The sequence below is a fragment of the Streptomyces sp. NBC_00376 genome (assembly GCF_036077095.1).
Taxonomy (GTDB): domain Bacteria; phylum Actinomycetota; class Actinomycetes; order Streptomycetales; family Streptomycetaceae; genus Streptomyces.
Genome location: NZ_CP107960.1, coordinates 2,465,270 through 2,490,319 on the forward strand (window position 1 = coordinate 2,465,270; position 25,050 = coordinate 2,490,319).

The 25,050-nt window shown below is 70.1% G+C and carries 27 protein-coding genes and 2 pseudogenes; 2 read left to right on the forward strand and 27 right to left on the reverse strand.

Going from position 1 to position 25,050, the window contains the following annotated elements; genetic code table 11:
- Nucleotides 1–11: 11 nt before the first annotated feature.
- The 10 genes from OG842_RS10815 to rpsB form a co-directional block, all read right to left on the reverse strand.
- On the reverse strand, nucleotides 12–464 hold the full coding sequence (locus tag OG842_RS10815) for an SRPBCC family protein (protein WP_266729415.1): 453 nt from the start codon (nucleotides 462–464) through the stop codon (nucleotides 12–14).
- Between the two features lie 171 nt (nucleotides 465–635).
- Nucleotides 636–1,661, reverse strand: coding sequence for an ABC transporter ATP-binding protein (locus OG842_RS10820; RefSeq protein WP_266729416.1), 1,026 nt, complete (start codon nucleotides 1,659–1,661; stop codon nucleotides 636–638).
- A 2-nt stretch (nucleotides 1,662–1,663) separates the two neighbouring features.
- Nucleotides 1,664–3,277: an ABC transporter permease gene (locus OG842_RS10825; protein ID WP_266733521.1), complete on the reverse strand. Its 1,614-nt coding sequence runs from the start codon at nucleotides 3,275–3,277 to the stop codon at nucleotides 1,664–1,666.
- Nucleotides 3,278–3,393: 116 nt separating this feature from the next.
- Nucleotides 3,394–4,506 carry a thiamine ABC transporter substrate-binding protein gene (locus OG842_RS10830; protein ID WP_266729417.1) on the reverse strand — a complete coding sequence of 371 codons (1,113 nt, stop codon included), beginning with the start codon at nucleotides 4,504–4,506 and terminating at the stop codon, nucleotides 3,394–3,396.
- Between the two features lie 231 nt (nucleotides 4,507–4,737).
- A complete protein-coding gene (gene rlmN / locus OG842_RS10835; protein WP_266729418.1) occupies nucleotides 4,738–5,844 on the reverse strand; it encodes a 23S rRNA (adenine(2503)-C(2))-methyltransferase RlmN in 1,107 nt (368 codons plus the stop codon).
- Between the two features lie 93 nt (nucleotides 5,845–5,937).
- Nucleotides 5,938–7,023: a phosphatidate cytidylyltransferase gene (locus OG842_RS10840; protein WP_266729419.1), complete on the reverse strand. Its 1,086-nt coding sequence runs from the start codon at nucleotides 7,021–7,023 to the stop codon at nucleotides 5,938–5,940.
- Complete coding sequence (gene frr / locus OG842_RS10845) at nucleotides 7,023–7,580, reverse strand: ribosome recycling factor (RefSeq protein ID WP_072487217.1); 558 nt, start codon at nucleotides 7,578–7,580, stop codon at nucleotides 7,023–7,025. The genes OG842_RS10840 and frr overlap by 1 nt, the downstream gene beginning before the upstream one ends.
- A gap of 180 nt (nucleotides 7,581–7,760) precedes the next feature.
- Complete coding sequence (gene pyrH, locus OG842_RS10850; RefSeq protein ID WP_266729420.1) at nucleotides 7,761–8,537, reverse strand: UMP kinase; 777 nt, start codon at nucleotides 8,535–8,537, stop codon at nucleotides 7,761–7,763.
- A gap of 159 nt (nucleotides 8,538–8,696) precedes the next feature.
- Nucleotides 8,697–9,533 (reverse strand): translation elongation factor Ts, encoded by an 837-nt coding sequence (gene tsf, locus OG842_RS10855; RefSeq protein ID WP_072487219.1) that lies wholly within the window; start codon nucleotides 9,531–9,533, stop codon nucleotides 8,697–8,699.
- A gap of 99 nt (nucleotides 9,534–9,632) precedes the next feature.
- Complete coding sequence (rpsB, locus tag OG842_RS10860) at nucleotides 9,633–10,538, reverse strand: 30S ribosomal protein S2 (protein ID WP_266729421.1); 906 nt, start codon at nucleotides 10,536–10,538, stop codon at nucleotides 9,633–9,635.
- A gap of 384 nt (nucleotides 10,539–10,922) precedes the next feature.
- On the opposite strand from rpsB, the gene OG842_RS10865 reads away from it, so the two are divergent.
- On the forward strand, nucleotides 10,923–11,066 hold the full coding sequence (locus OG842_RS10865; RefSeq protein WP_266729422.1) for a hypothetical protein: 144 nt from the start codon (nucleotides 10,923–10,925) through the stop codon (nucleotides 11,064–11,066).
- Nucleotides 11,067–11,205: 139 nt separating this feature from the next.
- Nucleotides 11,206–11,397 (forward strand): annotated as a pseudogene (locus OG842_RS45185) (M23 family metallopeptidase); the annotation flags it as partial.
- A 215-nt stretch (nucleotides 11,398–11,612) separates the two neighbouring features.
- Here OG842_RS45185 and OG842_RS10875 read toward each other — a convergent pair.
- From OG842_RS10875 to rpsP, 17 genes and pseudogenes are all read right to left on the reverse strand, one after another.
- Nucleotides 11,613–12,179, reverse strand: a complete 567-nt coding sequence (locus OG842_RS10875) for a TetR/AcrR family transcriptional regulator (protein WP_266733522.1) — start codon at nucleotides 12,177–12,179, stop codon at nucleotides 11,613–11,615.
- A gap of 118 nt (nucleotides 12,180–12,297) precedes the next feature.
- Entirely contained in the window at nucleotides 12,298–13,134 is an 837-nt protein-coding gene (whiG, locus tag OG842_RS10880; protein ID WP_266688323.1) for an RNA polymerase sigma factor WhiG, read from the reverse strand.
- Between the two features lie 241 nt (nucleotides 13,135–13,375).
- A complete protein-coding gene (gene dprA, locus OG842_RS10885) occupies nucleotides 13,376–14,647 on the reverse strand; it encodes a DNA-processing protein DprA (protein WP_266729423.1) in 1,272 nt (423 codons plus the stop codon).
- On the reverse strand, nucleotides 14,644–16,272 hold the full coding sequence (locus tag OG842_RS10890; RefSeq protein WP_266729424.1) for a YifB family Mg chelatase-like AAA ATPase: 1,629 nt from the start codon (nucleotides 16,270–16,272) through the stop codon (nucleotides 14,644–14,646). Before OG842_RS10890 ends, dprA begins: the two co-directional genes overlap by 4 nt.
- The gene (locus OG842_RS10895) at nucleotides 16,272–16,631 is read right to left on the reverse strand and encodes a YraN family protein (protein WP_266729425.1); all 360 of its coding nucleotides are present in this window, start codon (nucleotides 16,629–16,631) and stop codon (nucleotides 16,272–16,274) included. Before OG842_RS10895 ends, OG842_RS10890 begins: the two co-directional genes overlap by 1 nt.
- 194 nt (nucleotides 16,632–16,825) lie before the next feature.
- Entirely contained in the window at nucleotides 16,826–17,134 is a 309-nt protein-coding gene (locus tag OG842_RS10900; protein WP_003965949.1) for a DUF2469 domain-containing protein, read from the reverse strand.
- Nucleotides 17,135–17,199: 65 nt separating this feature from the next.
- Complete coding sequence (locus tag OG842_RS10905; RefSeq protein WP_266729426.1) at nucleotides 17,200–17,688, reverse strand: NUDIX hydrolase; 489 nt, start codon at nucleotides 17,686–17,688, stop codon at nucleotides 17,200–17,202.
- The gene (gene lepB / locus OG842_RS10910) at nucleotides 17,678–18,427 is read right to left on the reverse strand and encodes a signal peptidase I (RefSeq protein ID WP_266729427.1); all 750 of its coding nucleotides are present in this window, start codon (nucleotides 18,425–18,427) and stop codon (nucleotides 17,678–17,680) included. The genes OG842_RS10905 and lepB (OG842_RS10910) overlap by 11 nt, the downstream gene beginning before the upstream one ends.
- A 51-nt stretch (nucleotides 18,428–18,478) precedes the next feature.
- Nucleotides 18,479–19,408 carry a signal peptidase I gene (gene lepB, locus OG842_RS10915; protein ID WP_266733523.1) on the reverse strand — a complete coding sequence of 310 codons (930 nt, stop codon included), beginning with the start codon at nucleotides 19,406–19,408 and terminating at the stop codon, nucleotides 18,479–18,481.
- A 273-nt stretch (nucleotides 19,409–19,681) separates the two neighbouring features.
- Nucleotides 19,682–20,572 carry a signal peptidase I gene (gene lepB, locus OG842_RS10920; RefSeq protein ID WP_266733524.1) on the reverse strand — a complete coding sequence of 297 codons (891 nt, stop codon included), beginning with the start codon at nucleotides 20,570–20,572 and terminating at the stop codon, nucleotides 19,682–19,684.
- Nucleotides 20,463–21,529, reverse strand: a pseudogene (gene lepB / locus OG842_RS10925) (signal peptidase I). The gene lepB (OG842_RS10920) and the pseudogene lepB (OG842_RS10925) overlap by 110 nt, the downstream one beginning before the upstream one ends.
- Entirely contained in the window at nucleotides 21,522–22,289 is a 768-nt protein-coding gene (gene lepB, locus OG842_RS10930) for a signal peptidase I (protein ID WP_266729428.1), read from the reverse strand. The pseudogene lepB (OG842_RS10925) and the gene lepB (OG842_RS10930) overlap by 8 nt, the downstream one beginning before the upstream one ends.
- A 45-nt stretch (nucleotides 22,290–22,334) precedes the next feature.
- Nucleotides 22,335–22,685, reverse strand: coding sequence for a 50S ribosomal protein L19 (gene rplS, locus OG842_RS10935; protein ID WP_072487231.1), 351 nt, complete (start codon nucleotides 22,683–22,685; stop codon nucleotides 22,335–22,337).
- Nucleotides 22,686–22,812: 127 nt separating this feature from the next.
- On the reverse strand, nucleotides 22,813–23,634 hold the full coding sequence (gene trmD / locus OG842_RS10940; RefSeq protein WP_266729429.1) for a tRNA (guanosine(37)-N1)-methyltransferase TrmD: 822 nt from the start codon (nucleotides 23,632–23,634) through the stop codon (nucleotides 22,813–22,815).
- Nucleotides 23,634–24,242, reverse strand: a complete 609-nt coding sequence (gene rimM / locus OG842_RS10945; RefSeq protein ID WP_266729430.1) for a ribosome maturation factor RimM — start codon at nucleotides 24,240–24,242, stop codon at nucleotides 23,634–23,636. Before rimM ends, trmD begins: the two co-directional genes overlap by 1 nt.
- A gap of 79 nt (nucleotides 24,243–24,321) precedes the next feature.
- Complete coding sequence (locus tag OG842_RS10950) at nucleotides 24,322–24,561, reverse strand: RNA-binding protein (protein ID WP_005311361.1); 240 nt, start codon at nucleotides 24,559–24,561, stop codon at nucleotides 24,322–24,324.
- A gap of 2 nt (nucleotides 24,562–24,563) precedes the next feature.
- On the reverse strand, nucleotides 24,564–25,007 hold the full coding sequence (gene rpsP / locus OG842_RS10955; protein WP_124716132.1) for a 30S ribosomal protein S16: 444 nt from the start codon (nucleotides 25,005–25,007) through the stop codon (nucleotides 24,564–24,566).
- Nucleotides 25,008–25,050 lie beyond the last annotated feature (43 nt).

The following is a 25,050-nucleotide window of genomic DNA, read 5'->3' on the forward strand; positions in this document are numbered from 1 at the left end:
CCTGTCCGGACTCAGAAGGACGCGAGCCGGGTCACGAGCGCGTCGAAGAAGGCCTCCCAGCCGTCCTCGGCCGCCGCGTACTGCTCGGCCGTGAGGTTGCCGCCGCGCTGCCGGAAGACCATCTCGGTGGTCCCGTGGCCGCGGTCGGTGAAGGTGGCGGTGACGGTCTCGCCCTCGATGTCGGCGGGCGCGGAGGCGTCCTTCAGGGTGAACACCAGCCGTTCCGGGGCCACCACCTCCCGGTAGACGCCGTGGAACGGCATCTCGGTGCCCGGCACCACCATGACCAGGCTCCAGGCGCCGCCCGGCCTGACGTCCATCGACACCCGGTCGAGCGGCACCTCGGCGTCACCGCCGTACCAGGCCGCGAAGTGCTCCGGCGTCGTCCAGGCCGCGAAGACCTTCTCCGGCGGGGCGTCGAGGATGCGGGTGATGTCGATGCCCTCGCGTGCTGACTCGGTCATGTCCCTGTCCTTCCGGATCTGCCGCTCGGTCCCGGGGCCGCCCGCGAGGGCGTTCCCCCGGGGCCCCGGGGCGGCCGGCGCCGCACTCCGGCGCATCCGGCAATCCTCCGGCCGATGGGCGGCTCCCGCGACCGGTGCGCACCGTACCCCCGGCGACCCCTGGGGGAACGGTCAGAGCCGGGCGGGCAGGACCACGGTCTCCGCCGCGTCGAAGCCCACCCCCACCGTCGCGCCCTCCTCGGGGGCGTCCCGCAGCGCGCACTCCGCCTCCAGCTCCGGACCGCTCTCGGGCTTCAGCCGCACCGCGACGTGATTGCCCCGGAACGTGCGCGTCCCGACCACACAGCGCAGCCCCCCGTCCGGGGCGCCGATCCGGACCCCGGCCGGACGCACCAGCAGATCGCACGCCCCCTGCGGCAAACCCTTCGGCACCGGCACCCTGCCCCACACCGTGTCGGCGACGGCACCGGTCACCGTCGCCCCGACCACGTTGTCGAAGCCGAGGAACCGGGCGACGAAGGCGGAGGCGGGCCGCTGCCAGACCTCCAGCGGGGTGCCCACCTGGGCGATCCGCCCGTCGCGCATCACCACCACCCGGTCGGCCAGGGCGAACGCCTCGCCCTGGTCGTGGGTGACGGCGAGCACCGTGGTGCCCAAGCGGCCGAAGAGCGTGCGCAGTTCGACGACGAGCCGTTCCCGCAGACCGCGGTCGAGCTGGCCGAGCGGCTCGTCCAGCATCAGCAGCTTGGGGCTCGGGGCGAGGGCCCGGGCCAGGGCCACGCGCTGCTGCTCACCGCCGGACAGGGCGGCGACGGCGCGCCTCTGGGCACCGGGCAGGCCCACCAGGTCGAGGAGTTCGCCGACCCTGTGATCCTGGTCGCGGCGCGACACCCCGCGCATCCGCAGCCCGAAGGCGACGTTGGCGCCGACGTCACGGTGCGGGAAGAGCTGGTGGTCCTGGAACATCAGGCCGAGCCCGCGCCGGTGCACCGGCACCCCGGCCTGGTCCGCGCCGTCCAGCAGCACCCGGCCGCCGTCCGGCGGGTGCAGTCCGGCGACAACCCGCAGCAGGGTGGACTTGCCGCTTCCGCTCGGCCCGAGCACACAGACGATCTCGTGCTCGGCGACCTCCAGGTCCACCGCGTCGAGCGCCGCCCGCTCGCCGAAGCGAACCGTGGCCGATTCCAGTGTCAGCATTCCTAGAACTCCCCGGACCGGTCCGTGCGGATACGTTCGAGCAGCAACAGCGAGACGGCGCAGACCACCATCAGGATGGTGCTCAGCGCCATCGCCTGGCCGTAGTTGAGCTCTCCGGCCCGCCCCAGCAGCCGGGCCACGGCGACCGGCAGCGTCGGGCGGTCGGGCCGGGCGATGAACACCGTCGCGCCGAACTCACCGAGCGAGACGGCGAACGCGAAACCGGCCGCGACCAGCAACGCCCGCCGCACCAGAGGCAGATCGACCTCCCGCCAGGCCCGCAGCGGCGACGCCCCGAGCACCGCGGCCGCCTCCCTCAGCCTCCCGTCCACCGCGCGCAGCACGGGCAGCATGGTCCGTACGACGAAGGGCACACCGACCAGCGCCTGCGCGAGCGGCACCAGGATCCAGGAGGTCCGCAGATCCAGCGGCGGTTTGTCCAGGGTGATCAGGAAGCCGAAGCCGACGGTGACCGCGGACACTCCGAGCGGCAGCATCAGCAGCGCGTCGAGACCGCGCACCAGCCGGCCGGCCCGCCGGGTCAGCGCCGCGGCGGCCAGCCCGCCGATGACCAGCGCGATGACCGTCGCGACCAGCGCGTACTGCAAGGAGTTCCAGATCGCTTCGAGCGGCGCGACCAGGAACGTACCGCCGCCCGCGTCCACGGAGGACAGGGCACGGTAGAAGTCGAAGCCATGCCCGCCGGTGGTGTCCAAGGAGCGCTCGACCAGCACCCCGAGCGGCAGCAGGATCAGCAGCAGCACGGTCAGCAGCACCCCGCCGAGCAGCGCCCACTGCCCGGCACCGCGCGGCCTGCGGGCGGTCTGCGCGGGGTCGACCAGCTTCAGCGCGGTCTCCCGGCGCCGTACGGTCCAGGCGTGCACGGCGAGGATCGCGCCGACCGCGGCGAACTGCACCAGCGTCAGCACGGCGGCCGTCGGCAGGGCGAGCAACTGCGCGGTCTGCCGGTAGATCTCCACTTCGAGGGTGGCGTAACCGGGGCCGCCGAGGATCTGCACGACCCCGAAGGAGGTGAAGGTGAAGAGGAAGACCATCAGCGCGGCAGCGGCCACGGCGGGTCCCAGGGCGGGCAGGGTGACCCGTCGCCAGGCGGCGAACCGTCCCGCGCCGAGCACCCTGGCGGCCTCCTCCTGCCGGGGGTCGAGCTGGGACCACAGCCCGCCCACCGTCCGTACGACCACCGCGTAGTTGAAGAAGACATGGGCGAGCAGAATCGCCCAGACTGTGGTGTCGAGCCGTACGCCCCAGAGTTGGTCGAGGAATCCGCCGCGTCCCAGCAACGCCAGGAAGGCCGTCCCGACGACCACGGTCGGCAGGACGAACGGCACCGTGACGACCGCCCGCAGCAATTGCTTGCCGGGGAAGTCGAAGCGGGCGAAGACATAGGCGCCGGGCAGCGCGATCAGCAGCGTCAGCGCCGTCGAGGCGAGCGCCTGCCAGGTGGTGAACCAGAGGACGTCGCGGATCTCCGGCCGGGTCAGCACCTCGCCGATCCGGCCGAACTGCCAGACACCGTCCGCCTTCAGGCCCCGGCCGACGATCGCCGCGACCGGGTAGGCGAAGAACAGCGCGAAGAACGCGACGGGCACGGCCATCAGGCCGAGCCGCACCGCGCTCCCGCGCCGGGCCTTCGCGCGAGCGGCAGCCGCGTGCGCGGACCGCGGGCGGGGAGTCTTCCCGCCCGCGTCCGTTCCGCGTACGGGACTCTTCGTTACTTCACTACGAGCGAGGACCACGACTGGACCCACTGCTCACGGTTCTTGGCGATCTGGTCCGGGGCCACGGTCGTCGGACTGTCCACCGTCGCACCGAACTTGGTGAAGAGCTCCGGCAGCGCCGCGTCCTTGACGACCGGGTTGACGAACATGTTGAGCGGCATGTCCTCCTGGAACTTCTTGCTGATCAGGAAGTCCAGCAGGGCCTTGCCGCCCGCCTCGTTCTTCGCCCCCTTCAGCAGGCCGGCGAACTCGATCTGGCGGAAGCAGGTCCCGGTGGCGACACCGGTCGGGGCCTCGGCCGGCTGCGGCTTCGCGTACAGCACCTCGACGGGCGGGCTGGAGGCGTACGAGACGACGAGCGGCCGGTCCGCCTTGGCCTTCTTTCCGCCCGCGGAGCCGGAGAACTCCTCGTTGTACGCCTGCTCCCAGCCGTCGACGACCTTGACGCCGTTGCGTCCCAGCTTCTTCCAGTAGTCCTGGTAGCCCTTCTCGCCGTAGGTGGCGACGGTGCCGAGGAGGAAGCCGAGACCGGGCGAGGAGGTCCCGGCGTTCTCGGTGACGAGCAGGTCCTTGTACGCGGGCTTCGCCAGGTCGTCGAAGGACCGCGGCGGCGCGAGCTTCTTGTCGGCGAAGTACTTCTTGTCGTAGTTGACGCAGATGTCACCGGTGTCGATCGGGGTGACCCGGTGCTGGTCGGCGTCGAGCCGGGTGTCCGCCGCGACCCGGTCGATGCCCTTCGCCTCGTACGGCGTGAAGAGCCCGCTGTCGAGGGCGCGGGAGAGCAGCGTGTTGTCGACGCCGAAGAACACGTCGCCGCGCGGGGAGCCCTTGGTCAGGATCTCCTGGTTGAGCGCGACACCCGCGTCGCCGCTCTTCAGCACCTTGACGGTGTATCCGGTCTCCTCGGTGAACTGCTTCAGCACGTCCTTGGAAGCGTTGAAGGAGTCGTGGCTGACGAGGGTCACGGTCTTGGAGCCCGAGCCCTTCGTACCGCCGGAACCGGAAGACGTGTCGTCGGAACTCCCGCACCCGGCGAGTGCGGTGACGCCGAGCGCGGCGGCGACGGCCGTAGCCGCGAACTGCCTGGTCCTGCGCGTGGTGGTCATTATGGATTCCTCCTGGGCTTTGGCCAGGAAGAGACGCGGCCCTGCCCGCGGGAAGCGGGCAGGGCGCAACAGCATGAGTTGATGACCGAACTTCCTACCCGGAATGACCCGGGCGAGGTTCAGAGGGTCTGCGGCCGACCTGTCCTCGGTGCCGCACTCTCAGCGCTGTGGCGCTCCCCTGTCGGAATATGAAGTTGATTTCAGGCCCAGATTACACGGGCCTTATCCGCCTCAGCGCTCGGCCGCCGCCAGCTGACCGCAGGCCCCGTCGATCTCCTGGCCGCGGGTGTCCCGCACGGTGACCGGCACCCCGTGGGCGGCGATCGCCTCGACGAACGCCTTCTCGTCCTCGGGCCGCGAGGCGGTCCACTTGGAACCGGGCGTGGGGTTCAGCGGGATCAGATTGACGTGGACCCGCTTGCCCTTGAGGAGCCGGCCAAGCCGGTCACCGCGCCACGCCTGGTCGTTGATGTCACGGATCAGCGCATACTCGATGGAGATGCGGCGGCCGGACTTCTCCGCGTACTCCCACGCGGCGTCCAGCACCTCGCCGACCTTCCAGCGCGTGTTCACGGGAACGAGAGTGTCGCGCAGTTCGTCGTCCGGCGCGTGAAGCGAGACGGCGAGACGGCACTTGAAGCCCTCGTCGGCGAAACGAAGCATCGCGGGCACCAGGCCCACCGTGGAGACGGTGATCCCGCGCTGCGAGAGCCCCAGCCCGTCCGGCTCCGGGTCGGTGAGCCGGCGGATCGCGCCGACCACCCGGTTGTAGTTGGCGAGCGGCTCGCCCATGCCCATGAAGACGATGTTGGAGAGCCGCGCCGGGCCACCGGGAACCTCGCCGTCGCGCAGGGCCCGCATCCCGTCCACGATCTGGTGGACGATCTCGGCGGTCGACAGATTGCGGTCGAGGCCGGCCTGTCCGGTGGCGCAGAACGGGCAGTTCATCCCGCATCCGGCCTGCGAGGAGATGCACATCGTCACGCGCTCCGGGTAGCGCATCAGGACGGACTCGACGAGCGTCCCGTCGTGCAGCTTCCACAGCGTCTTGCGGGTGGTGTCGTCGTCGCAGCTGATGTGGCGGACCACCGACATCAGGTCGGGGAACATCGCCTCGGCAAGCTTGTTCCGCGACGCGGCCGGGATGTTGGTCCACTCCGCCGGGTCGTGCGCGTACCGCGCGAAGTAGTGCTGCGAGAGCTGCTGGGCGCGGAACGGCTTCTCGCCGATCGCGGCGACGGCTTCCTTGCGCTCGGCGGGCGTGAGGTCGGCGAGATGCCGCGGCGGCTTCTTGGCTCCGCGGGGCGCGACGAAAGTGAGTTCTCCGGGCTTAGGCATGGTTCTTCCAGTGTCGCAGACAGAACAGTGAGGGCCCGCCGTCCTGTGGACAGCGGGCCCTCACTCGTAAAATCGCAGGTCAGGAATGCTTTCTCAGCTGGATCCGACGAACAGCACCAGCAGCAGCCAGACCACCGGGGCGGTCGGCAGCAGCGAATCCAGCCGGTCCATGATGCCGCCGTGCCCCGGCAGCAGCGTGCCCATGTCCTTGATCCCGAGATCCCGCTTGATCATCGACTCGCCCAGGTCACCGAGGGTGGCGCTGGCCGCGACCGCGAACCCGAGCAGCAGCCCCTGCCACCAGGAACCGCCGTCGATCAGGAACTGCATGCACAACGCACCGGCGACCATCGCGAAGGCGACGGCGCCGAACAGACCCTCCCGGGTCTTTCCGGGGCTGATGCGCGGCGCCAGCTTGTGCTTCCCGAAGCGCCAGCCGACAGCGTACGCACCCGTGTCACTGACCACGGTCAGCAGCAGGAAGGTGAGCACCCGCTGCGGCCCGTCGTCGGCGGTCAGGAGCATGGCGACGAACGTGGCGAGGAACGGTACGTAGAACGCCGCGAACACACCGGCCGTGACGTCCTTGAGGTAGCCCTCGGGCGGTTCGGTCATCCGCCAGACGAGCACCGCCAGCGCGGTCAGCGCCATCGCCGCCCAGGCGCCTTCGGCGCCCTGCGCGTAACCGGCCACCACCATCGCCGCGCCGCCCACCGCCAGCGGGACGAGCGGCGCCTTGATGCCCTTGCGCTCCTGGAGCCGTGAGGTGAGCTCCCAGAGGCCCACGACGACGGCGACCACGATCACACCGACGAAGACCTCCTTCACGATGAACAGCGAGGCGACGATGACGGCGCCGAGCCCCACACCGACCCCTATGGCGGCTCGCAGATCACGGCCCGCACGTTTCTTCTGCGGGGGCGGCGGCGCGGTGGACATGGGCTCCTGCGGCTTCTCGTCACGGAACAGGGGGCCGCCGCTCAGGCGTCCGGCCCCCTGGTCCCGGTCATCACGGTCGTCAGCGTCTCTACCTGCGTCGGGAACGTCCGGCACTATGGGCATGGGCCGAGTCTGCTGGGCGTCATGCACATCGTATGCAGGACCCGCCGGAGCAGCCTGCATCTCGGGCGCACCCCAGTGGCCGGCTCCCTGCGGGGCGCCCCAGGAAGAGTCGTTCATCAGACTTCGAGCAGCTCGGCTTCCTTGTGCTTGAGCAGCTCGTCGACCTGCGCGACGTACTTCGCGGTGGTGTCGTCGAGCTCCTTCTCGGCGCGACGCACCTCGTCCTCGCCCGACTCCTTGTCCTTGACCAGCTTGTCCAGGGTCTCCTTGGCCTTGCGGCGCACCGCGCGGATGGAGATCTTGGAGTCCTCGGCCTTGCCCTTCGCGACCTTGATGTAGTCGCGGCGGCGCTCCTCGGTGAGCTCCGGGAAGGTCACCCGGATGATATTGCCGTCGTTGCTCGGGTTGACGCCGAGGTCCGAGTCGCGGATGGCCTGCTCGATGTTGCGCAGCGCGGTCTTGTCGAACGGCGTCACGACGGCCATGCGCGGCTCGGGCACCGAGAACGAGGCGAGCTGGTTGATCGGGGTCAGCGCGCCGTAGTAGTCGGCGACGATCTTGTTGAACATCGCCGGGTGCGCACGGCCGGTACGGATCGCGGCGAAGTCCTCTTTCGCCACGACGACGGCCTTCTCCATCTTCTCCTCGGCCTCGAGGAGGGTTTCTTCGATCACCACGTGCTCCTGCGTGTCTTGAGTGGGCCCGTCGTGCTCGGGCCCGGCGGGTCCTGCGTCGCGTCCTCACCTGCACGGTGTCCGACCGGCAGGCCGTTGTCCATCCTTCGGGGCCGGTCCCGGGGGCTGCCCCCGGGGGCCCGGACCTCCCCGTCGTACTCCGGGAAGGTCCCCCGGTCGTCAGACCCGGGTGCTCCGGTCACTCACGAGCGTGCCGATCTTCTCACCCTTGACCGCGCGGGCGATATTGCCGGTGGCGGTCAGCTCGAAGACGAGGATCGGCAGGTCGTTGTCGCGGCAGAGCGTGATGGCGGTGGCGTCGGCGACCTTGAGATCGCGGGCGAGAACCTCGCTGTACTCGAGCGCGTCGAACTTCACCGCGTCGGGGTTGCTCTTCGGGTCGGAGTCGTAGACCCCGTCCACCCCGTTCTTGCCCATCAGGAGACCCTCCGCGTCGATCTCCAGGGCGCGCTGGGCGGCAGTGGTGTCGGTGGAGAAGTACGGCATCCCCATGCCTGCGCCGAAGATGACGACGCGGCCCTTCTCCAGATGGCGCACGGCGCGCAGCGGAATGTACGGCTCCGCGACCTGCCCCATGGTGATGGCGGTCTGGACGCGGGAGTCGATGCCTTCCTTCTCCAGGAAGTCCTGGAGCGCCAGGCAGTTCATGACCGTGCCGAGCATGCCCATGTAGTCGGACCGGGCCCGGTCCATGCCGCGCTGCTGGAGCTCGGCGCCACGGAAGAAGTTGCCGCCGCCGATGACGACAGCGATTTCCGCGCCGTCACGGACGACCGCCGCGATTTCCCGGGCGATGGCGTGTACGACGTCGGGGTCGACACCGAGACCCCCGCCGCCGGCGAACGCCTCTCCGGACAGCTTCAGCATGAAGCGTCCGGCCACCTTGCCGTCGTCGCGCTTGTGGTCACCTTTTACGGCGTCCGCGCCCTTGTTCATGGAGATTCTCCTCGTGCACATACGAAGAAGGCCATTGCCGGTGGGTCTGGTGTCCCTCAGCGGCAATGGCCTCCTCGTCAGATCTGCGGTCGTACGGCGTGAGTGCGGCCGACGACTGCACTAGACCCTATCGGGGTCCACCGTGTTTCGCGGACGGGCTCAGATGCCGACCTTGATGCGCGAGAAGCGCTTCAGGGTGACACCGGCCTCGTCCAGGACCTTCTGGACGGACTTCTTGTTGTCCAGCGCGTACGGCTGGCCGAGGAGGGTGGCCTCCTTGAAGAAGCCGTTGACGCGACCCTCGACGATCTTCGGGAGAGCGGCCTCGGGCTTGCCCTCGGCGCGCGTGGTCTCCTCGGCGACGCGGCGCTCGGCCTCGACGACCTCGGCCGGGACGTCCTCGCGGGACAGGTACTTCGGGGCGAACGCGGCGATGTGCTGCGCGATGCCCTTGGCCAGCTCGGCGTCGGCCTTGTCCAGCTCGACCAGAACACCGATCTGCGGCGGCAGGTCGGGCATGGTGCGGTGCATGTACGCGGAGACGTACGCGCCGGAGAACTGCGCGAAGCGGTCCAGGACGATCTTCTCGCCGAGGTTGGCGTTGGCCTCGTCGACGTACGCCTGGACGGTCTTGCCGGCCTCGATCTCGGAGGCGAGCAGCGCCTGGATGTCGGCCGGGGAGGTGGCGGCGACGTGCGCGGCAAGGGTGCTCGCGACGTTCTGGAACTTCTCGCCCTTGGCGACGAAGTCCGTCTCGCACTTCAGCTCCAGCAGAACACCGGACGTCTGGTCCTCGGAGATGAGGGAGACGACGGCACCGTTCTCGGCAGAGCGGCCCTCGCGCTTGGCGACGCCCTTCTGGCCCTTGATACGGAGCGCCTCGACGGCCTTGTCGACGTTGCCGTCGGCCTCGTCGAGCGCCTTCTTGCAGTCCATCATGCCGGCGCCGGTGAGCTCGCGGAGCTTCTTGACGTCAGCGGCGGTGTAGTTCGCCATGAGTCTGGGTTTCTCTCTCGAAGTCTGAAAGATCTACGGGTGAACGGCGGGGGCGGTGCTTGTGGCACCGGCCCCCGCCGTCATCAGCCGTGACGGGTGTCAGGCCTGCTCGGCGTCCGCGGCCGGGGCCTCGGCAACGGGGGCCTCGGCAGCGGGGGTCTCGGCAGCCTCGGCGTCCGCGACCTTCTCGGTCTCGGCGGAGGTCTGGACCTCGGCGTCGGCCTTCTTGTCGCCCTCGAGCAGGTCGCGCTCCCACTCGGCGAGCGGCTCGCCGGCGGCCTTCTCGCCCGGCTTCGAGTCACCGGTGGCGGCACCGGAACGGGCGATGAGGCCCTCGGCGACGGCGTCGGCGATCACACGGGTGAGCAGGGTGACGGAGCGGATCGCGTCGTCGTTGCCCGGAATCTTGTAGTCGACCTCGTCGGGGTCGCAGTTGGTGTCGAGGATCGCGACGACCGGGATGTGGAGCTTGCGCGCCTCACCGACGGCGATGTGCTCCTTCTTGGTGTCGACGATCCAGACGGCGCTCGGCACCTTCTGCATCTCGCGGATACCACCGAGGGTCTTCTCCAGCTTGGCCTTCTCGCGGGAGAGAACCAGGAGCTCCTTCTTGGTGAGGCCGGAGGCGGCCACGTCCTCGAAGTCGATGAGCTCGAGCTCCTTCAGACGCTGAAGGCGCTTGTAGACGGTGGAGAAGTTGGTGAGCATGCCACCGAGCCAACGCTGGTTGACGTACGGCATGCCGACGCGCGTCGCCTGCTCGGCGATGGCTTCCTGGGCCTGCTTCTTCGTACCCACGAACATGATGGAGCCGCCGTGGGCGACGGTCTCCTTGACGAACTCGTAGGCGCGGTCGATGTACGACAGCGACTGGAGCAGGTCGATGATGTAGATGCCGTTGCGCTCGGTGAAGATGAAGCGCTTCATCTTCGGGTTCCAGCGACGGGTCTGGTGACCGAAGTGGACGCCGCTTTCCAGCAGCTCCCGCATCGTGACGACGGCCATGGCCGTACTCCTTGAGGTGCTCGGTTGTCGCGACCGCAGGATTGCTGTCGCGCCTGACGCCCCGACGCGCCGTGCCACTGGGGACCGAGGAGCGCGGCCACCGTCCGCAGAGAGGGAGGTGGCGGGGCGTGCGAAGTCGACCCGGTGACCCGGATCGCCATAGGAAGTGTACGGGACGGCCCGAGTGCCGGGTGACGGCGCTGTCCACAACCGGCAGGTTGTCCACAGATCCGGTTCATGATCCCCGCGGATCGCGGGGCTGCGGGACGGTTCTGCCATGCGATCCACAACTGATCCGACCGGTCCGGCCGTTCCTGCGGAGCCCGCTCCCGCGCGCCTGCGGGAGGCGCTCGTGGTGGCAGTGGTGGTCCTGCTGGCGGTGGTGTGCGGCCTACCCGTCGCCGTGGCCGGCGGGCCGGAGCCCACGCCCGTTCCCGCAGCCGGGAGACCGACGTCGAGGCCCGCGCCCGCAGCCGACAGACCGACGTCCACATCCACATCCACATCCACGCCCGCGCCCACGTCTGAATCCGGGCCGAAGCCGGACGGCGGCCGGAGTTGGCCGCTTGCCGGGCGGCCCGCGGTCGTACGGGGCTGGGAGCCCCCGGCCGGCACCTACGGGCGGGGCCACCGGGGCGTCGACCTCGCCGCGGAGCCGGGTGCTGCCGTGCTCGCCGCCGCCTCGGGACAGGTCTCGTTCGCGGGGCGGGTGGCGGGGCGCGGGGTGCTGGCGATCGAGGTGGCCGGCAGCGGTGATCCACCGCTGCGGACCACGTACGAACCGGTGCGGGCGCTCGTCGCGAAGGGCGAGGAGGTGACGGCGGGGCAGGCGGTGGCAATCGTGGAGGCGGGGCCCTTCCACTGCGCGGCGGGCTGTCTCCACTGGGGCCTGCGACGCGGTGACACGTATCTTGATCCGCTGTCGTTACTGCCGCCGTCACTGCTGCGACGGGGCCCGTCCCGGCTGCTTCCGGTGTTCGGCGTGCCCGGGGCCGCGCGCGCCGACGGGAGGACCGGGGACGGGCTCGCCGCCCCCGGCGTCCTGCTCGCGGTCGCCGCGGCGCGGCGGCCGCGTCAGCTCCGTGCGCCCTGTACGCCTCGGAGGATCATGCCGACGGCGGTGTCCGCGATCACGGCCGGCTCCTCGGCGACGGCCAGCTCGATACGTCGCACCGCGGCGTCCACCGACCCCTGGAGCAGCATCGCCGCCAGCCTCGGCTGTGCGTGGCCGAGGTCGCCGAGCGCCTCGACGATCATGGCGATCAGCCCGCCGTGCGCGGCCCTGATCTTCTCGCGCGCCCCGGCGTCCAGCTCGCTGGCCGAAATGGCGACGACCGCCCGGTGGCGGCGGTCCCCGACGAGGTCGAGCTGCCGGCGCACATATGCCTCGATCTTGCCCTCGGGCGTCGTGGCCTGCTCCATCGCGTTCTCGACCTCGGCCGCCCAGACGGGGAAGTCGACGGCGCAGAGCTCCTCCACGACGGCCGCGCGGGAACGGAAGTACTCGTACACGGAGGACCGGGCGAGGCCCGTCCGTTCGGCGAGAGCGGGGAAGGTCAGCGCTTCCGTACCACCCTCGGACAGCAGGGAGCGTGCGGCGTCCAGGAGGGCGCCGCGCTGCATGGTCCGGTGCTCGGCCACCGAGGCCGCTCGAATCCTGGGCACGTGTCCACTCTACGGCGACCGGTGTTCGAGAGGGCGAGTGCGGCCCTGATCGATGGCCGAAGCAAGCATGGCCGACACCGGTTGCGAGCGGGGCTCAGCGTCCGGCGTCGGCCAGCTTCGCGCGCAGTTGCAGCACCGATTTGGTGTGGATCTGACTGACCCGGCTCTCGGTGACCCCGAGGACATTGCCGATCTCAGCGAGGGTGAGGCCCTCGTAGTAGTAGAGCGTGACGACCGTCTTCTCGCGCTCCGGAAGCGTGTTGATCGCCCGCGCGAGCAACCGTCTGAGCTCGCGGTCCTCGGCGACCTCCACCGGATTGTCGGCGGCGGTGTCCTCGAGCGTGTCCATCAGGCTGAGCCGGTCGCCGCCCTCGCCGCCGACGTGCAGCAGTTCCTCCAGCGCGACCACGTTGGCCAGCGACAACTGGCTGAAAACCGCATGGAGTTCCTCCAGCGCGATGCCCATCTCCGCGGCGACCTCCGCCTCGGACGGGGTACGCCGCAGCTGCGCCTCCAGCGTGGCGTAGGCGCGTTCGACCGCCCGCGCCTTCTGGCGCACCGAGCGCGGGATCCAGTCCAGCGCCCGGAGTTCGTCGATCATCGCGCCCCGGATCCGGGTGATCGCGTAGGTCTCGAACTTGATCGCGCGCTCGATGTCGAACTTCTCGATCGCGTCGATCAGCCCGAAGACCCCCGAGGAGACGAAGTCCGCCTGCTCGACGTTGGAAGGCAGGCCCACACTCACTCGGCCCGCTACGTACTTCACCAGCGGCGAGTAGTGGAGGATCAGCTGCTCCCGCAGCCGCTCGTCGCCGGTGGACTTGTACGAACGCCACAACTCGTCGAGCGAGGAGGGGGCGGGGGGACGCACAGTGCCACGCGCAGCCGGTGGCGCTGCCGCGCGGTCAGACCCGGAGGTGTGCTGGGGCATGTGGTGCCTTGAGCCGTTCTGCCGTTAAGTGCTGTGGACGTATGTCTGAGTCGAAACCCTTGTGAGCGTAGCGTGACGATGATGTCGCGGTCCGCGCAGGATAGAGGATCGGCGCTGTGCGAATCCGGCCGATTCGACACGGCTGGGGCCCGGGGCCGTCGCCGTGCGCGTCGGCCCCGGAGGCGTCGCTGAAGGATCCGCCGAGGTCATCGGCATCACCTTTTCACCCGAATGCTCCAGGTCAAGTACCGCCTCGCCGCGCGTCGCCATTGCAAGTCGGCCGCGGCGTCAACCGCCATACCTCGCCATCCCGTTCGACGAACCCCAGTGAGTGCAGTTCGTACAGCCTGCCGAGTGCTTCGTCGGCGCTGGTTCCGGCGGTGCGGGCCACATCGCGCCCGCTGAGGGCACCCCGGCGGGGCAGGGCGTCGAGGACTCTGGCGGAGGTCGCGTCCAACAGGTCCCGGGGGTGCACGGGGCCGCTTCTGGCCGGGGCGAGTTCGCCGATGTCCCCCACCAGTTCGGCGACTTCGGCGGCATCGGTGACCAGGACGGCCTCTCCGCGCAGGAGTTCATGGACCCCTGCCGACAGCCCGCTGGTGGCGGGTCCTGGCACGCCCATCGTGAAGCGGCCGAGCCGCTGTGCGCAGCGCGCGGTGACGAGCGAACCACTGCGGTATTCGGCCTCGACGACGACCGTCCCGCGCGTCAACGCGGCGATGACCCGGTTCCGGAGAATGAATCTGCTGCGGGTGGGATGATCGGACGGTGGTAATTCGCCGATGACGAGCCCCTGTTGCGCGATCCGTCCGATCAGCTCGGCGTGTCCCCGGGGGTAGGGGACGTCCACCCCGCAAGCCAGTACCGCCGTCGTCGCCCCGCCGACGGCGAGCGCGCCGCGGTGCGCCGCCCCGTCGACCCCGAACGCGGCTCCCGACACGACCATCCACCCCAGCTCCGCGAGTCCCGCGCCGAGCCCGGCCGCCATGTGCGATCCGTAGGGGGTGCAGGCTCGGGCGCCGACCACGGCGACCGAGCGCAGCGCCCAGAGCCGCAGATCGCGGGGCCCGCGCACCCACAGGCCGGTCGGCCTGGCGTCCGCGAGGTCGTCGAGCTGGCTTGGCCATTCCCGGTCTCCGGGGCAGACGAACCGCCCGCCGAGCGCGGTGATCACCGAGAGGTCCCGCCCGGGGTCGGCGCCCTCGGCCCGCAACCGGTATCCGGCTAGCCGCTTCGGGGTCATCCCGCTCAGCTGCTCCGCGGTGCCGTCCCCGCTGGTGATCCGCCGTACCAGTTCGACGGCACCGCACTCGCGCAGCCAGCGGCCACCGTGCTCGTCCCCGGGCTCGATGATGCGGGTCAGGGCGGCCCGCGCCAGCCGCTCCTGACCGCTCACCGTCAGCCCCGGCCCGGCCCCGGGCTCCTCCCCCGCGCCATGTGCCGCACCCGGTCCCCGTACCTCCTCCGACAGGTCCGGCCCGTCCCCCGGCCCGTCCCCCGGCCGCCGCGTCATGACGGCGTCCCGGCGTTCATCAGGGCGCCCCGTGGAATCCTGGTCCGCAGTTCCAGCGCCACCGCGATGTCGGAGGCGTCCGGGCGGTCGGCACCGCGCAGATCGGCGACCGTCCACGCCACTCTGAGCACCCGGTCCAGGCCCCGCGCGGTGAGCATGCCCCGTTCCATGTCCCGCTCGGCCGCGAGAAGCGCACCCGGTGCCACGACCAGCCTGGTCCGCAGCTCATGGCCGGGCACCTCGCTGTTGGTGGACCACCCGGTGCCGGCCAGCCGCTCCGCTGCCCGCGCCCTGGCCCGCCGGACCCGGGCCGCCACGGAGGCCGTCGACTCGCCCCTGCCGCTCTGCCCCATCAGGTCCTCGCGCCTGACCGGGTCGACGAACACCCGCAGGTCCACCCGGTCGAGCAGCGGCCCGGACAGTCTCGCCTGATAGCGCCTGACCGTGGAGGACGGGCACTCGCAGCCGGCGCCGCTGAGACCGTACCGACCGCACGGACAGGGGTTGGCGGCCAGCATCATCAGAAATCTGGCGGGCAGCCGCACCACTCCGGCGCTGCGCGCCACCACCACGTGTCCCGATTCCAGCGGCTGTCGCAGCGCGTCCAGCGCCCGTACGGAGAACTCGGGCGCCTCGTCCAGGAAGAGAATTCCCCGGTGAGCCAGCGAGACCGCACCGGGCCTCGGCAGTCCGTTGCCCCCGCCAATCAGCGACTGCATCGTCGCCGAGTGGTGGGGTGCGCAGTAGGGCGGCCGGCTGACCAGCGGTTCTCCCGGCGGCAGGATGCCCGCCACCGAGTGCACCGCGGTCACCTCCAGGGATTCCTTCCGGGTCAGCTCCGGCAGGATGGCCGGCAGCCGCTCGGCCAGCATGGTCTTGCCGGCGCCCGGCGGTCCCGAGAGCAGGAGGTGGTGACCGCCCGCCGCGGCGACCTCCAGAGCCTTACGGGGCAACTCCTGCCCGGCCACGTCCGCGAGATCCGGCGCGTTCCCGTCGCCCTGCCCGGCCCCGCGGGCGAGCCCCGTGCCGATGCCCGCGCCTGGCACCATCAGCCCGGCCAGCATGGTGTCGGGGCGCCCCTCGTCGTGCGCCTGCCACTCGTCGGGCACCGGTTCGTCGCAGAGCACGGCGATCAGCTGCCGCAGGCTCCGTACCCCGAGGACGGAGATCCCCGGGACCAGCGCCGCCTCCCCCGCGGTCTGTTCGGGCACGACGACCTGCCGGTACCCCGCCTCCGCCGCGGCGAGCACGGCCGGCAGCACACCGCGCACCGGCCGCACCCGGCCGTCGAGCCCCAGCTCGCCGATCATCACCACATCGGCGATGGACGCGGGATCGATCCGCTCCGCCGCGCCCAGCACCGCACAGGCGACGGCGAGATCGAACCCGGATCCGCCCTTCGGCACCGAGGCCGGTGACAGGCCCACCGTGAGTTTCTTCTGCGGCCACTCGGCCCCCGAGTTCACCACCGCGGCCCTGACCCGGTCCCGGCTCTCCACCAGGCTCTTGTCCGGCAGCCCCACCAGGGTGAATGCGGCCACCCCCGCCTCCAGGTCCGCCTGGACCTCCACCACCACGCCCTCGACGCCGACTAGCGCCACCGAGCACGCCCGCGCGAACCCCATCAGGCCACCCCTCGCGCATGCTCGGCGACGGGTGCCCCGCGCCTGGGCAGCACCACGCCGACAAGGTCGATCCGGACCCCGCCGGGCGGCGGGCCGCCGTGCCGGTGGGTCCAGATACCGGCCAGCCGCCGCAACCGCTCCGCCTTGACCGGTGTGACGGCCGCCATCGGATGTTCGAACGCGCCCGCCCTGCGGGTCTTCACCTCGCAGACCACGAGTGCGTCGCCGTCCATCGCGACGATATCGATCTCACCGGCGCGACAACGCCAGTTCCGTTCCAGTACGGACATGCCGGCCTCGGCCAGCAGCCGCGCCGCCAGATCCTCGCCGTACCGCCCGAGTGCCCCCCGTGCGTTCATTTCGGCACCACCTCCGGGACCGACTCTGACGCGTCCGGTCCCGATCGGTGGATCTTGGTGGACAACCCCGGAATTGTGGATAACCCGGCCACCCGGAAGTGGGAATCACCGGGGAATCCCTCGGCAGCCGCCGAGAATCACCGGCGAACCGCCCCGGGTGTCAACGCCCCGGGGCAACGCCCTCGGGGGTGGGCTCAGCCGCCCGGAAGTTCGAGGTCGCTCTTGTTGAGCTCCTCGATGTTGACGTCCTTGAACGTCAGCACCCGTACCTGCTTGACGAACCGCGCGGGCCGGTACATGTCCCAGACCCAGGCATCCGCCATCGATACTTCGAAAAACACCTCGCCCTGGACCGAGTGCACCTGCATCTCGTAGTCGTTGGTGAGGTAGAAGCGCCGTTCGGTCTCGATCACATATTTGAACAGACCGACGACATCTCGGTACTCCCGGTAGAGCTTCAGCTCCATCTCGGTCTCGTACTTTTCGAGGTCCTCGGCGCTCATTGGCATGTTCCCCTTCAGCCGTGCGTCCCCCCCATTGTGCGCCAGGCCCCCGTCCCCCTGGGCGCTTAGGCGATTTCGGGGTCGAGAAGCAGTGGCGTACGCGGAGGACCCTCGTCGAGCAGCGTGCGCAGCAACTCGGCGAGCCTGGTCGGGTACACCGTCTCACGCGCCGCCGACAGTTCGGCGGAGGTCCACCACCTCAGCCCCGCGACGCTGCGCCGCTCCAGCCCGGTCTGCCCACTGGTGTCGGTGGCGGTCTGCCTCGTACGTGCCAGGAAATACCACTCGTCCTGATCCCAGCGGCGTCCGTCGAACGGGAACGAGCACATCCGCTGCCAGAGCAGCGGGCCCAGCTCGACGTCGGTGATCCCGGTCTCCTCGGTAAGCTCGCGCAGCGCGGCCTCCTCCCGGGTCTCGTCGCCCTCCACACCGCCGCCGGGGGTGAACCACCAGGTGCTCGCCGGGTCCTCAGGTTCGAAGCCGTGCATCAGCAGGATCCGGTCATCGGGGTCCAGGAGCACCACGCGGGCGACCTTCCGCTTCTCAGTGCGCACCGGCGGGCACCTTTTCGCCCTGGTCTCGTCGCGAGCGCGCGGACCGTGCCGCGATCGGCCCGTATGCCGCACCGCCCAGGATGAGCACCACGCCCACGAGCACGGCCGCGAGCTGCAACCGCAGCGGTCCGGGCGACGACACCCCGCCGGGGAGCGAGGCGAAGGCCTCCGGACGCTCGACCATGCCGTTCATCGGCCAGGCGATGGCGTCCACCCGGGCCTGTACCGCGTCCCGCGGGACGGATCCCTGCCCCGCGTCGTCCAGGTGGACCCGGGAGTCCAGGGACGCGGTGCGCTCGTCGCCCAGCAGGAAGAGCTTCCCCTTGGGCACCTCCGCCGTGAAGTTCTCGGCGGAGGCGAGGCCCTTGGTGCGCAGATACGGTTCTTCAATGGGCTTGCCGTTGACCGAGAGCCGGCCGCCCTTGTCGCAGCAGGCGATCTTGTCGCCGCCGATCCCGACGACCCGCTTCACCATCGGCATGTCGCCCCACGCGGGATCGGTGAAGACCACCACGTCCCCACGGCGCACCTCGCTGCCGTCGATGCGCTGCGCGAGCACCCGGTCGCCGGAGTTCACCGTCGGAGTCATCGACTGGGTCGGCACCGTGTACGGCTTGTACACCACCGCCCCCCAGGCGAACCCGCCGAGGAAGAGCACACAGCCGACGGCCACGGCCAGCCCCGACAGCATGCTGCCGAGCCGGCCGTGGTCGTCACCCGTACGTCCTTGTCCACTCATCCCAGCGTCCCCCACTCCGGAGATCGACAATCGCTGATCCGAGTCGGCACCCTACCCGGCGGTACGCCCGCTGGTCAGCCTCCTGCGGCGCCAAAGCACGAGAGGCAGCGCGCCCGCGATGCCGAGTGCTCCCGGGGCCAATGCGGCCGCCGTGTTGATCCCCGGCTGATCGAAGGTGTCCGGGACCGGCAGCGTCGCCCAGCGGTTGATCGGCCACGCCACCACCACGGCCCGTCCCACGACGTCCTTGACGGGCACGAAGCCCTTGGTCGCCTCGTCCATGTGATAGCGCGAATCCAGGGAGTTCTGCCGGTGGTCGCCCATCACCCAGATCTTGCCCTCGGGCACCTTGACCGGGCCGAAGGGCTTGTCGTCGCACGCCGTGTTGCCGGGGAAGATGTACGGCTCGTCGAGCGCCTTCCCGTTGACCTTGACCGGGCCGCCCTTCGCGCACTCCACGGTGTCACCACCGACCGCTATCGTCCGCTTGATCAGGTCCTTCTCCTTGGACGACGGCATCAGACCGATGAAACTCAGGAAGTCCTGCACCGCGTTCGACTCGGGGGTCGGCTCCCCGGCGAGCCAGTTGTCCGGGTCGTGGAAGACGACCACCTCGCCGCGCTCGGGCTCCGAGCCGAACCAGGGGGTCAGCTTGTCCACCAGCACCCGGTCGCCCCGCTGGAGCGTGTTCTGCATCGAGTCCGACGGGATCGAGAACGCCTGCACCAGGAACGTCTTGATCAGCAGCGCGAGAACCAGGGCGACGACGATCAGCAGCGGCAGCTCCTTCCAGAAGGGACGCTGCTTCCTCGCCGCCTTCTTGCCACCCCCGTCCGGGGCCTGCTCATCCGCGGGCGCGTCCGGATCCGGTGCGCCTCCCTGATCAGCCATCTGACCTACCGCCGGATCGACGGCAGGCTCGGCGGACCGGTCGGGCCCCTTCGCGGGGTCTCCGTGTCCAGGTCGTGCACCGGCAGCCACGTCACTCACATCCAGTCCTCACTATGCGCCCCGCCTGCTCCAGGACCTTGTCCGTTCAAGGGCCCAAGCCCGTTCGAAGGCCCTCTGCCCTGAACAACGAGCGGGAGTTCCTGAGGACCACCGCTTCGCCGACCGTCTTGCCGCCCTCGGACCGCCGGGCACCGCCCTGCCGCCCCCGGGCCGCCCCGTGCGGATGCACTGATCGGCCGCCAGGATCCTACGAAGAAGACCTGGCGAGCGTCCCGTATTTACTCGATCTTGCCGTTCCCTTGGTCAGGACAGGCGGACCCGCCTGCGCCAGAGCACGATCGGCACGGCCCCGGCGATACCGATCGCACCGGGCGCCACGGCCATCGCGGCGTTCAGGCCCGGCTGGTCGAAGGTCTTCGGGATCGGCAGCGTCGCCCAGCGGCTGATCGGCCACGCCACGACAAAGGCCCGGCCGACGACCTCGTCGTTGGAGACCGTGCCATTGCCCGGCAGTTCCTGGTGGTAGCGGGAGTCGCGGGAGTCCTGGCGGTGGTCGCCCATCACCCAGATCCGGCCCTCGGGCACCTTGATCGGGCCGAACGGCTCGTCATTGCAGGCGGTGTTGCCCGGGAAGATGAACGACTGCTCGTCCAGGGGCTTGCCGTTGACCACGACGGGGCCGTTCTCCCTGCACTCAACCGTGTCGCCGCCGATGGCGATGACGCGCTTGATCAGGTCCTTCTCCTCGGCGGACGGCATCAACCCGATGAAGCTGAGGAACTTCTGGACCACATTCGGATGGACCTCCTGGGTGTCGTCCAGCCAGCCGCCCGGATCGTGGAAGACCACGACCTCGCCGCGCTCGGGCTCCGAGCCGAACCAGGGGGTCAGCTTGTCCACCAGCACCCGGTCGCCCCGCTGGAGCGTGTTCTGCATCGAGTCCGACGGGATCGAGAACGCCTGCACCAGGAACGTCTTGATCAGCAGCGCGAGAACCAGGGCGATGACGATCAGCAGGGGCAGCTCCTTCCAGAAGGAGCGCGGCTTCTTCATGGCCTTGCCGCCGCCGTCCGGAGTGTCGCCGTCACTCCCGGCGTGGCTCGCGTTCCCGGCGGACCCGGCGGACCCGGCATGGCCCGAACGGTCCGGCCGGTCCTCGGGTTCCTCGTGTCCGGATCGTGCGCCGACGGCCAAATCCCCCACATCCACTCCTTATTCCGTGCCACGCCTGCGCCCCAGCCGGTGCAGGCCCACCACTCCCATAACGAGCGGGAGTTCCGCAGGGGTCGGGAGAGGGATCATTCCGTTGAGATCCTCGGATGCCACACTATTCGACCGACCCGGCGCACCGGCCGCCCCGGCGCGCGCGTCAGGGACCGAGCCGAAAGTCGCCGGCTCCTCCAGCTTCCGCCAGTGGCCGACGGGCCAGGCGATCACCACGGCCCGGCCCACGACCTCCTCCTCGGACACCGTGCCGTGTCCCGGCTCGTCCAGGTGATAGCGCGAGTCGGCCGAATCCGACCGGTGGTCACCCATGACGAAGATCCGGCCCTGCGGAACCTTTACCTCGAATTTGATGAGGGAGGGAGGGTTCCCGGGATACAGGTACGGCTCGTCGAGCGGTACGCCGTTGACGGTGACCCGGCCGTCCTTGCCGCAGCACTTCACCGTGTCCCCGCCGACCGCGATCACCCGTTTGATCAGGTCCTGCTCGTCGTCGGAGGGCAGCAGTCCGATGAAGGTCAGCACCTCCTTCACCTGCTTGACGACGACGGGCGATTCCTTCTTGCCGACCTTCTCCTGCTGGAGCCAGCCCCCCGGATCCTTGAAGACGACGACGTCGCCGCGCTGCGGCCGGGATCCGAACCAGGGCGTCAGCTTGTCCACGAGCACCCGGTCACCGACCCGGATGGTCTGCTCCATCGACCCCGAAGGGATCACGAAGGCCTGCACCAGGAATGTCTTGAGCACGAGCGCGATCACCAGCGCCACGACGATGAGCAGCGGGATCTCGCCCACCGCGGCGCCGCGCCGCCGCCGCTTGACCTTTCGGGCCAGTCTCCGCCGCTCCACCCTGGTGGGCGGCCGGCTCCCGGCCGTCGGCGCCGCCCCGGGTTCGGCCCGGCGCCGCCCGCGGCCGCGGTTACCCATGGCCCCCGCCCTGCGACCCTATGGTGGCGAACGCGGCGCTGTCCGTCAGCGAGCCCAGCCGGCTCGGCGGCCAGCCGATCCAGTCCACCCTGCCGATCACCATGTCGACCGGGACCATGCCACCGCCCGGCTCTCCCAGGTGGTCACGCGAGTCGCGGGAGTTGCTGCGGTGGTCGCCCATCATCCACAGCGTGCCGTCGGGCACGACGATGTCGAAGCGGACCTGGGAGGGCGCGTCCCCGGGATGCAGATAGTCCTCGACGACCGGCCGGCCGTTCACCTCGATCCGCCCCTCCTTGTCGCAGCAGACCACCCGGTCGCCGCCCACGCCGACCACCCGCTTCACGTAGTCGGTCGCGGCCGGCTCGGCCAGGCCCAGGGACGCGGCCACCGAGTGCATCAGACCGGTGACGGGGTTCTGTTCCGGGGGCTCCTGCACAAAGGATCCGGTGCCGTCGAAGACCACCACGTCGCCCCGCTGCGGCGCGGATCCGGAGCTGTAGGCCAGCTTGTTCACCAGCACCCGGTCCCCCACCCGCAGCGTGGGCTCCATCGAGCCGCTGGGGATCAGGAAGGGCTGGACCACGTAGTTGCTCAGGAGCAGTACGAAGACCGCGCAGACTGCTCCGAGCGCGATGGTCCGCCGCCAGGAGATCGCGGCGGGCAGGTCCGGGATACGCGAGGAGCGCGACCCCTCCTCCGACACCTTTGCGGGTGCGGAGGAGCGGTCGCGCTCCGAGGGCTTTGCTTCCGTGTCCATCGGGGCCAGAGCCTATCCGGCCGACCTGTGGACCTGGGAGTCAGCTCAGTTGTCGCGCTTCTCCTTGATCTTCGCGGCCTTGCCGCGGAGCTCACGGAGGTAGTACAGCTTGGCGCGACGGACGTCACCGCGGGTGACGAGCTCGATCTTCTCGAAGATCGGGCTGTGCACCGGGAAGGTGCGCTCGACGCCGACGCTGAAGGAGACCTTGCGGACCGTGAAGGTCTCGCTGACGCCCGCGCCCTGGCGACGGATGACTACGCCCTTGAACTGCTGGATACGGGAGCGGTTGCCCTCGATCACTCGGACGTGGACGTTGACGGTGTCACCGGGGCGGAACGACGGGATGTCGGTACGCAGCGATGCGGCGTTGACGCCATCGAGCAGGGAAGCCATGTTGTCTGCTTTCTTCGCCGATGCCACAGGTCATCGACGGGAGATAGGGAGAAATGGGGTGCTGATCGCGTCGGGCGGACGTCGTTCCCCCTGTGGCAGGGGCGTACGCCGGACGTACAGCAGCGGCCTATTCTTCCACGGCCTCGGGCCTGCGCCAAAATCGGCCACCGGGCTCGGGTGCCCAGCCGAGGATGGAGAGCATCTCGCGGTCCTTCTTGTCGAACCCCGCGGCTTCGCAGCGTTCGATCAGATCGGGCCGGTTGAGGGCGGTACGACGGAACGCCTCGTCCCGGCGCCAGCGGGCGATCCGCCCGTGGTGACCGCTGAGCAGCACCTCCGGGATGCCCCGGCCGCGCCACTCGGGCGGCTTGGTGTAGACGGGCCCCTCCAGCAGATTGGCCATCGCGCCGGGGGCGAAGGAGTCGTCCCGGTGCGATTCGGCGTTGCCCAGCACTCCGGGCAGCAGCCGGGCGACAGCCTCGGTGATCACCAGTACCGCGGCTTCGCCGCCGGCCAGCACGTAGTCCCCGATGGACACCTCGACGACCGGCATCCGGGTGGCGTACTCGTCCATCACCCGCCGGTCGATGCCCTCGTAGCGGGCCGGCGTGAAGATCAGCCAGGGCCGCCCGGAGAGTTCGACGGCGAGCTCCTGGGTGAACGGGCGCCCGCTGGGCGTGGGTACCACGAGCACCGGGGAGTGCGCCCCGGCCTCGTACCCGCCCGCCAGGGCGTCGTCCAGCGCCTCGCCCCACGGCTCGGTCTTCATGACCATGCCGGGGCCGCCGCCGTACGGGGTGTCGTCGACCGTGTTGTGCCGGTCGTACGTCCAGTCGCGCAGATCGTGCACGTGGACGTCGAGGCGGCCTCGGGCTCGGGCCTTGCCGACGAGCGAGACGTTCAGCGGTTCCAGGTACTCCGGGAAGATAGTGACGACGTCGAGGCGCATCAGGCGTCCTTCCCATCGGCGGAAGCCCTGTCGGCGGAAGCCGCGTCGCCGCCCGCTCCGTCGCCTTCTTCGTCCCGGGCGGAGGCGATCACGGCCTGGTCGGCGTCGATCAGTCCGGGCGGCGGGGTGATCACCGCGCGCTGCTCCGCCAGGTCGATCTCGGTGACGATCTCCTCGACGAACGGGATCATCACCTCGCTGCCGTCCGGCCGCTCGACGATGAAAAGGTCCTGGGACGGCAGGTGTGTGATCTCGGTGATCCGGCCGATCTCGGTGCCGTCGACGAGGACCACGTCGAGGTCCATCAGCTGATGGTCGTAGAACTCCTCGGGGTCCTCGGGGAGTTCCGCCGGGTCGACGTCGGCGATCAGGAGCGTGTTGCGCAGCGCCTCGGCAGCCGTACGGTCGCGCACGCCCTCGAAGCGCAGCAGCAGCCGTCCGCTGTGCACCCGGCCGGTCTCGATCGTCAGCGGTCCGGCACCGGCCGGTTCGGTGGCGAGCACGGCCCCGGGCCCGAGCCGCAGCTCCGGCTCGTCCGTACGGACCTCGACGGTGACCTCGCCCTTGATGCCATGGGCCCGGCCGATCCGCGCGACTACCAACTGCACCTTGTGTCTCTCCTGTCATACGACGACGGGCCGGGGCGGGCTCATGGCCCTCCCCGGCCCGTGCCGGTGTTCAACTCTGTCAGCGAACCTGATCCACATCGACGAGGTCGACACGGATGCCACGGCCGCCGATGGCGCCCACGACGGTACGCAGCGCGCGGGCGGTGCGGCCATTGCGGCCGATCACCTTGCCGAGGTCGTCGGGGTGGACCCGGACCTCCAGCACGCGACCACGGCGCAGGTTGCGCGAGGCGACCTGCACATCGTCAGGGTTGTCGACGATGCCCTTCACGAGGTGCTCGAGAGCCTCCTCGAGCATGCTCAGGCCTCGGTCGACTCGGCGGACGCAGCCGCGTCAGCAGCCTCGTCCGCCTTCTTGTCGGACTTCTTCGCCTTCTGCGTGATGGCCTCGCCCTTGGACTCGTCGCCGCCGTCCTTGGTCAGAGCCTCGAACAGGGCGCGCTTGTCAGCCTTGGGCTCCGGCTGCAGCAGCGGCGCGGGGGCCGGGAGACCCTTGTGGGCCTGCCAGTCACCGGTGAGCTTCAGGATCGCGAGAACCGGCTCGGTCGGCTGGGCGCCGACGGACAGCCAGTACTGCGCACGCTCCGAGTTGACCTCGATGCGCGAGGGGTTCTGCACCGGGTGGTACAGACCGATCTCCTCGATGGCCCGGCCGTCACGGCGGGTACGGGAGTCGGCGACGACGATGCGGTAGTGAGGCGAACGGATCTTGCCCAGACGCTTCAGCTTGATCTTGACTGCCACGGAAGTGGTGTCTCCTGGTCTATGACGTGGGTGGGCACAACGA

Bases quoted from the DNA above. Each gene is read 5' to 3' on its own strand.
- OG842_RS10815 (WP_266729415.1), bottom strand. From the start codon at position 464: ATGACCGAGTCAGCACGCGAGGGCATCGACATCACCCGCATCCTCGAC.
- OG842_RS10820 (WP_266729416.1), bottom strand. From the start codon at position 1,661: ATGCTGACACTGGAATCGGCCACGGTTCGCTTCGGCGAGCGGGCGGCG.
- OG842_RS10825 (WP_266733521.1), bottom strand. From the start codon at position 3,277: ATGGCCGTGCCCGTCGCGTTCTTCGCGCTGTTCTTCGCCTACCCGGTC.
- OG842_RS10830 (WP_266729417.1), bottom strand. From the start codon at position 4,506: ATGACCACCACGCGCAGGACCAGGCAGTTCGCGGCTACGGCCGTCGCC.
- rlmN (WP_266729418.1), bottom strand. From the start codon at position 5,844: ATGCCTAAGCCCGGAGAACTCACTTTCGTCGCGCCCCGCGGAGCCAAG.
- OG842_RS10840 (WP_266729419.1), bottom strand. From the start codon at position 7,023: ATGAACGACTCTTCCTGGGGCGCCCCGCAGGGAGCCGGCCACTGGGGT.
- pyrH (WP_266729420.1), bottom strand. From the start codon at position 8,537: ATGAACAAGGGCGCGGACGCCGTAAAAGGTGACCACAAGCGCGACGAC.
- tsf (WP_072487219.1), bottom strand. From the start codon at position 9,533: ATGGCGAACTACACCGCCGCTGACGTCAAGAAGCTCCGCGAGCTCACC.
- rpsB (WP_266729421.1), bottom strand. From the start codon at position 10,538: ATGGCCGTCGTCACGATGCGGGAGCTGCTGGAAAGCGGCGTCCACTTC.
- whiG (WP_266688323.1), bottom strand. From the start codon at position 13,134: ATGCCCCAGCACACCTCCGGGTCTGACCGCGCGGCAGCGCCACCGGCT.
- dprA (WP_266729423.1), bottom strand. From the start codon at position 14,647: ATGACGCGGCGGCCGGGGGACGGGCCGGGGGACGGGCCGGACCTGTCG.
- OG842_RS10890 (WP_266729424.1), bottom strand. From the start codon at position 16,272: ATGGGGTTCGCGCGGGCGTGCTCGGTGGCGCTAGTCGGCGTCGAGGGC.
- OG842_RS10895 (WP_266729425.1), bottom strand. From the start codon at position 16,631: ATGAACGCACGGGGGGCACTCGGGCGGTACGGCGAGGATCTGGCGGCG.
- OG842_RS10900 (WP_003965949.1), bottom strand. From the start codon at position 17,134: ATGAGCGCCGAGGACCTCGAAAAGTACGAGACCGAGATGGAGCTGAAG.
- lepB (WP_266729427.1), bottom strand. From the start codon at position 18,427: ATGAGTGGACAAGGACGTACGGGTGACGACCACGGCCGGCTCGGCAGC.
- lepB (WP_266729428.1), bottom strand. From the start codon at position 22,289: ATGGACACGGAAGCAAAGCCCTCGGAGCGCGACCGCTCCTCCGCACCC.
- rplS (WP_072487231.1), bottom strand. From the start codon at position 22,685: ATGGCTTCCCTGCTCGATGGCGTCAACGCCGCATCGCTGCGTACCGAC.
- trmD (WP_266729429.1), bottom strand. From the start codon at position 23,634: ATGCGCCTCGACGTCGTCACTATCTTCCCGGAGTACCTGGAACCGCTG.
- OG842_RS10950 (WP_005311361.1), bottom strand. From the start codon at position 24,561: ATGCTCGAGGAGGCTCTCGAGCACCTCGTGAAGGGCATCGTCGACAAC.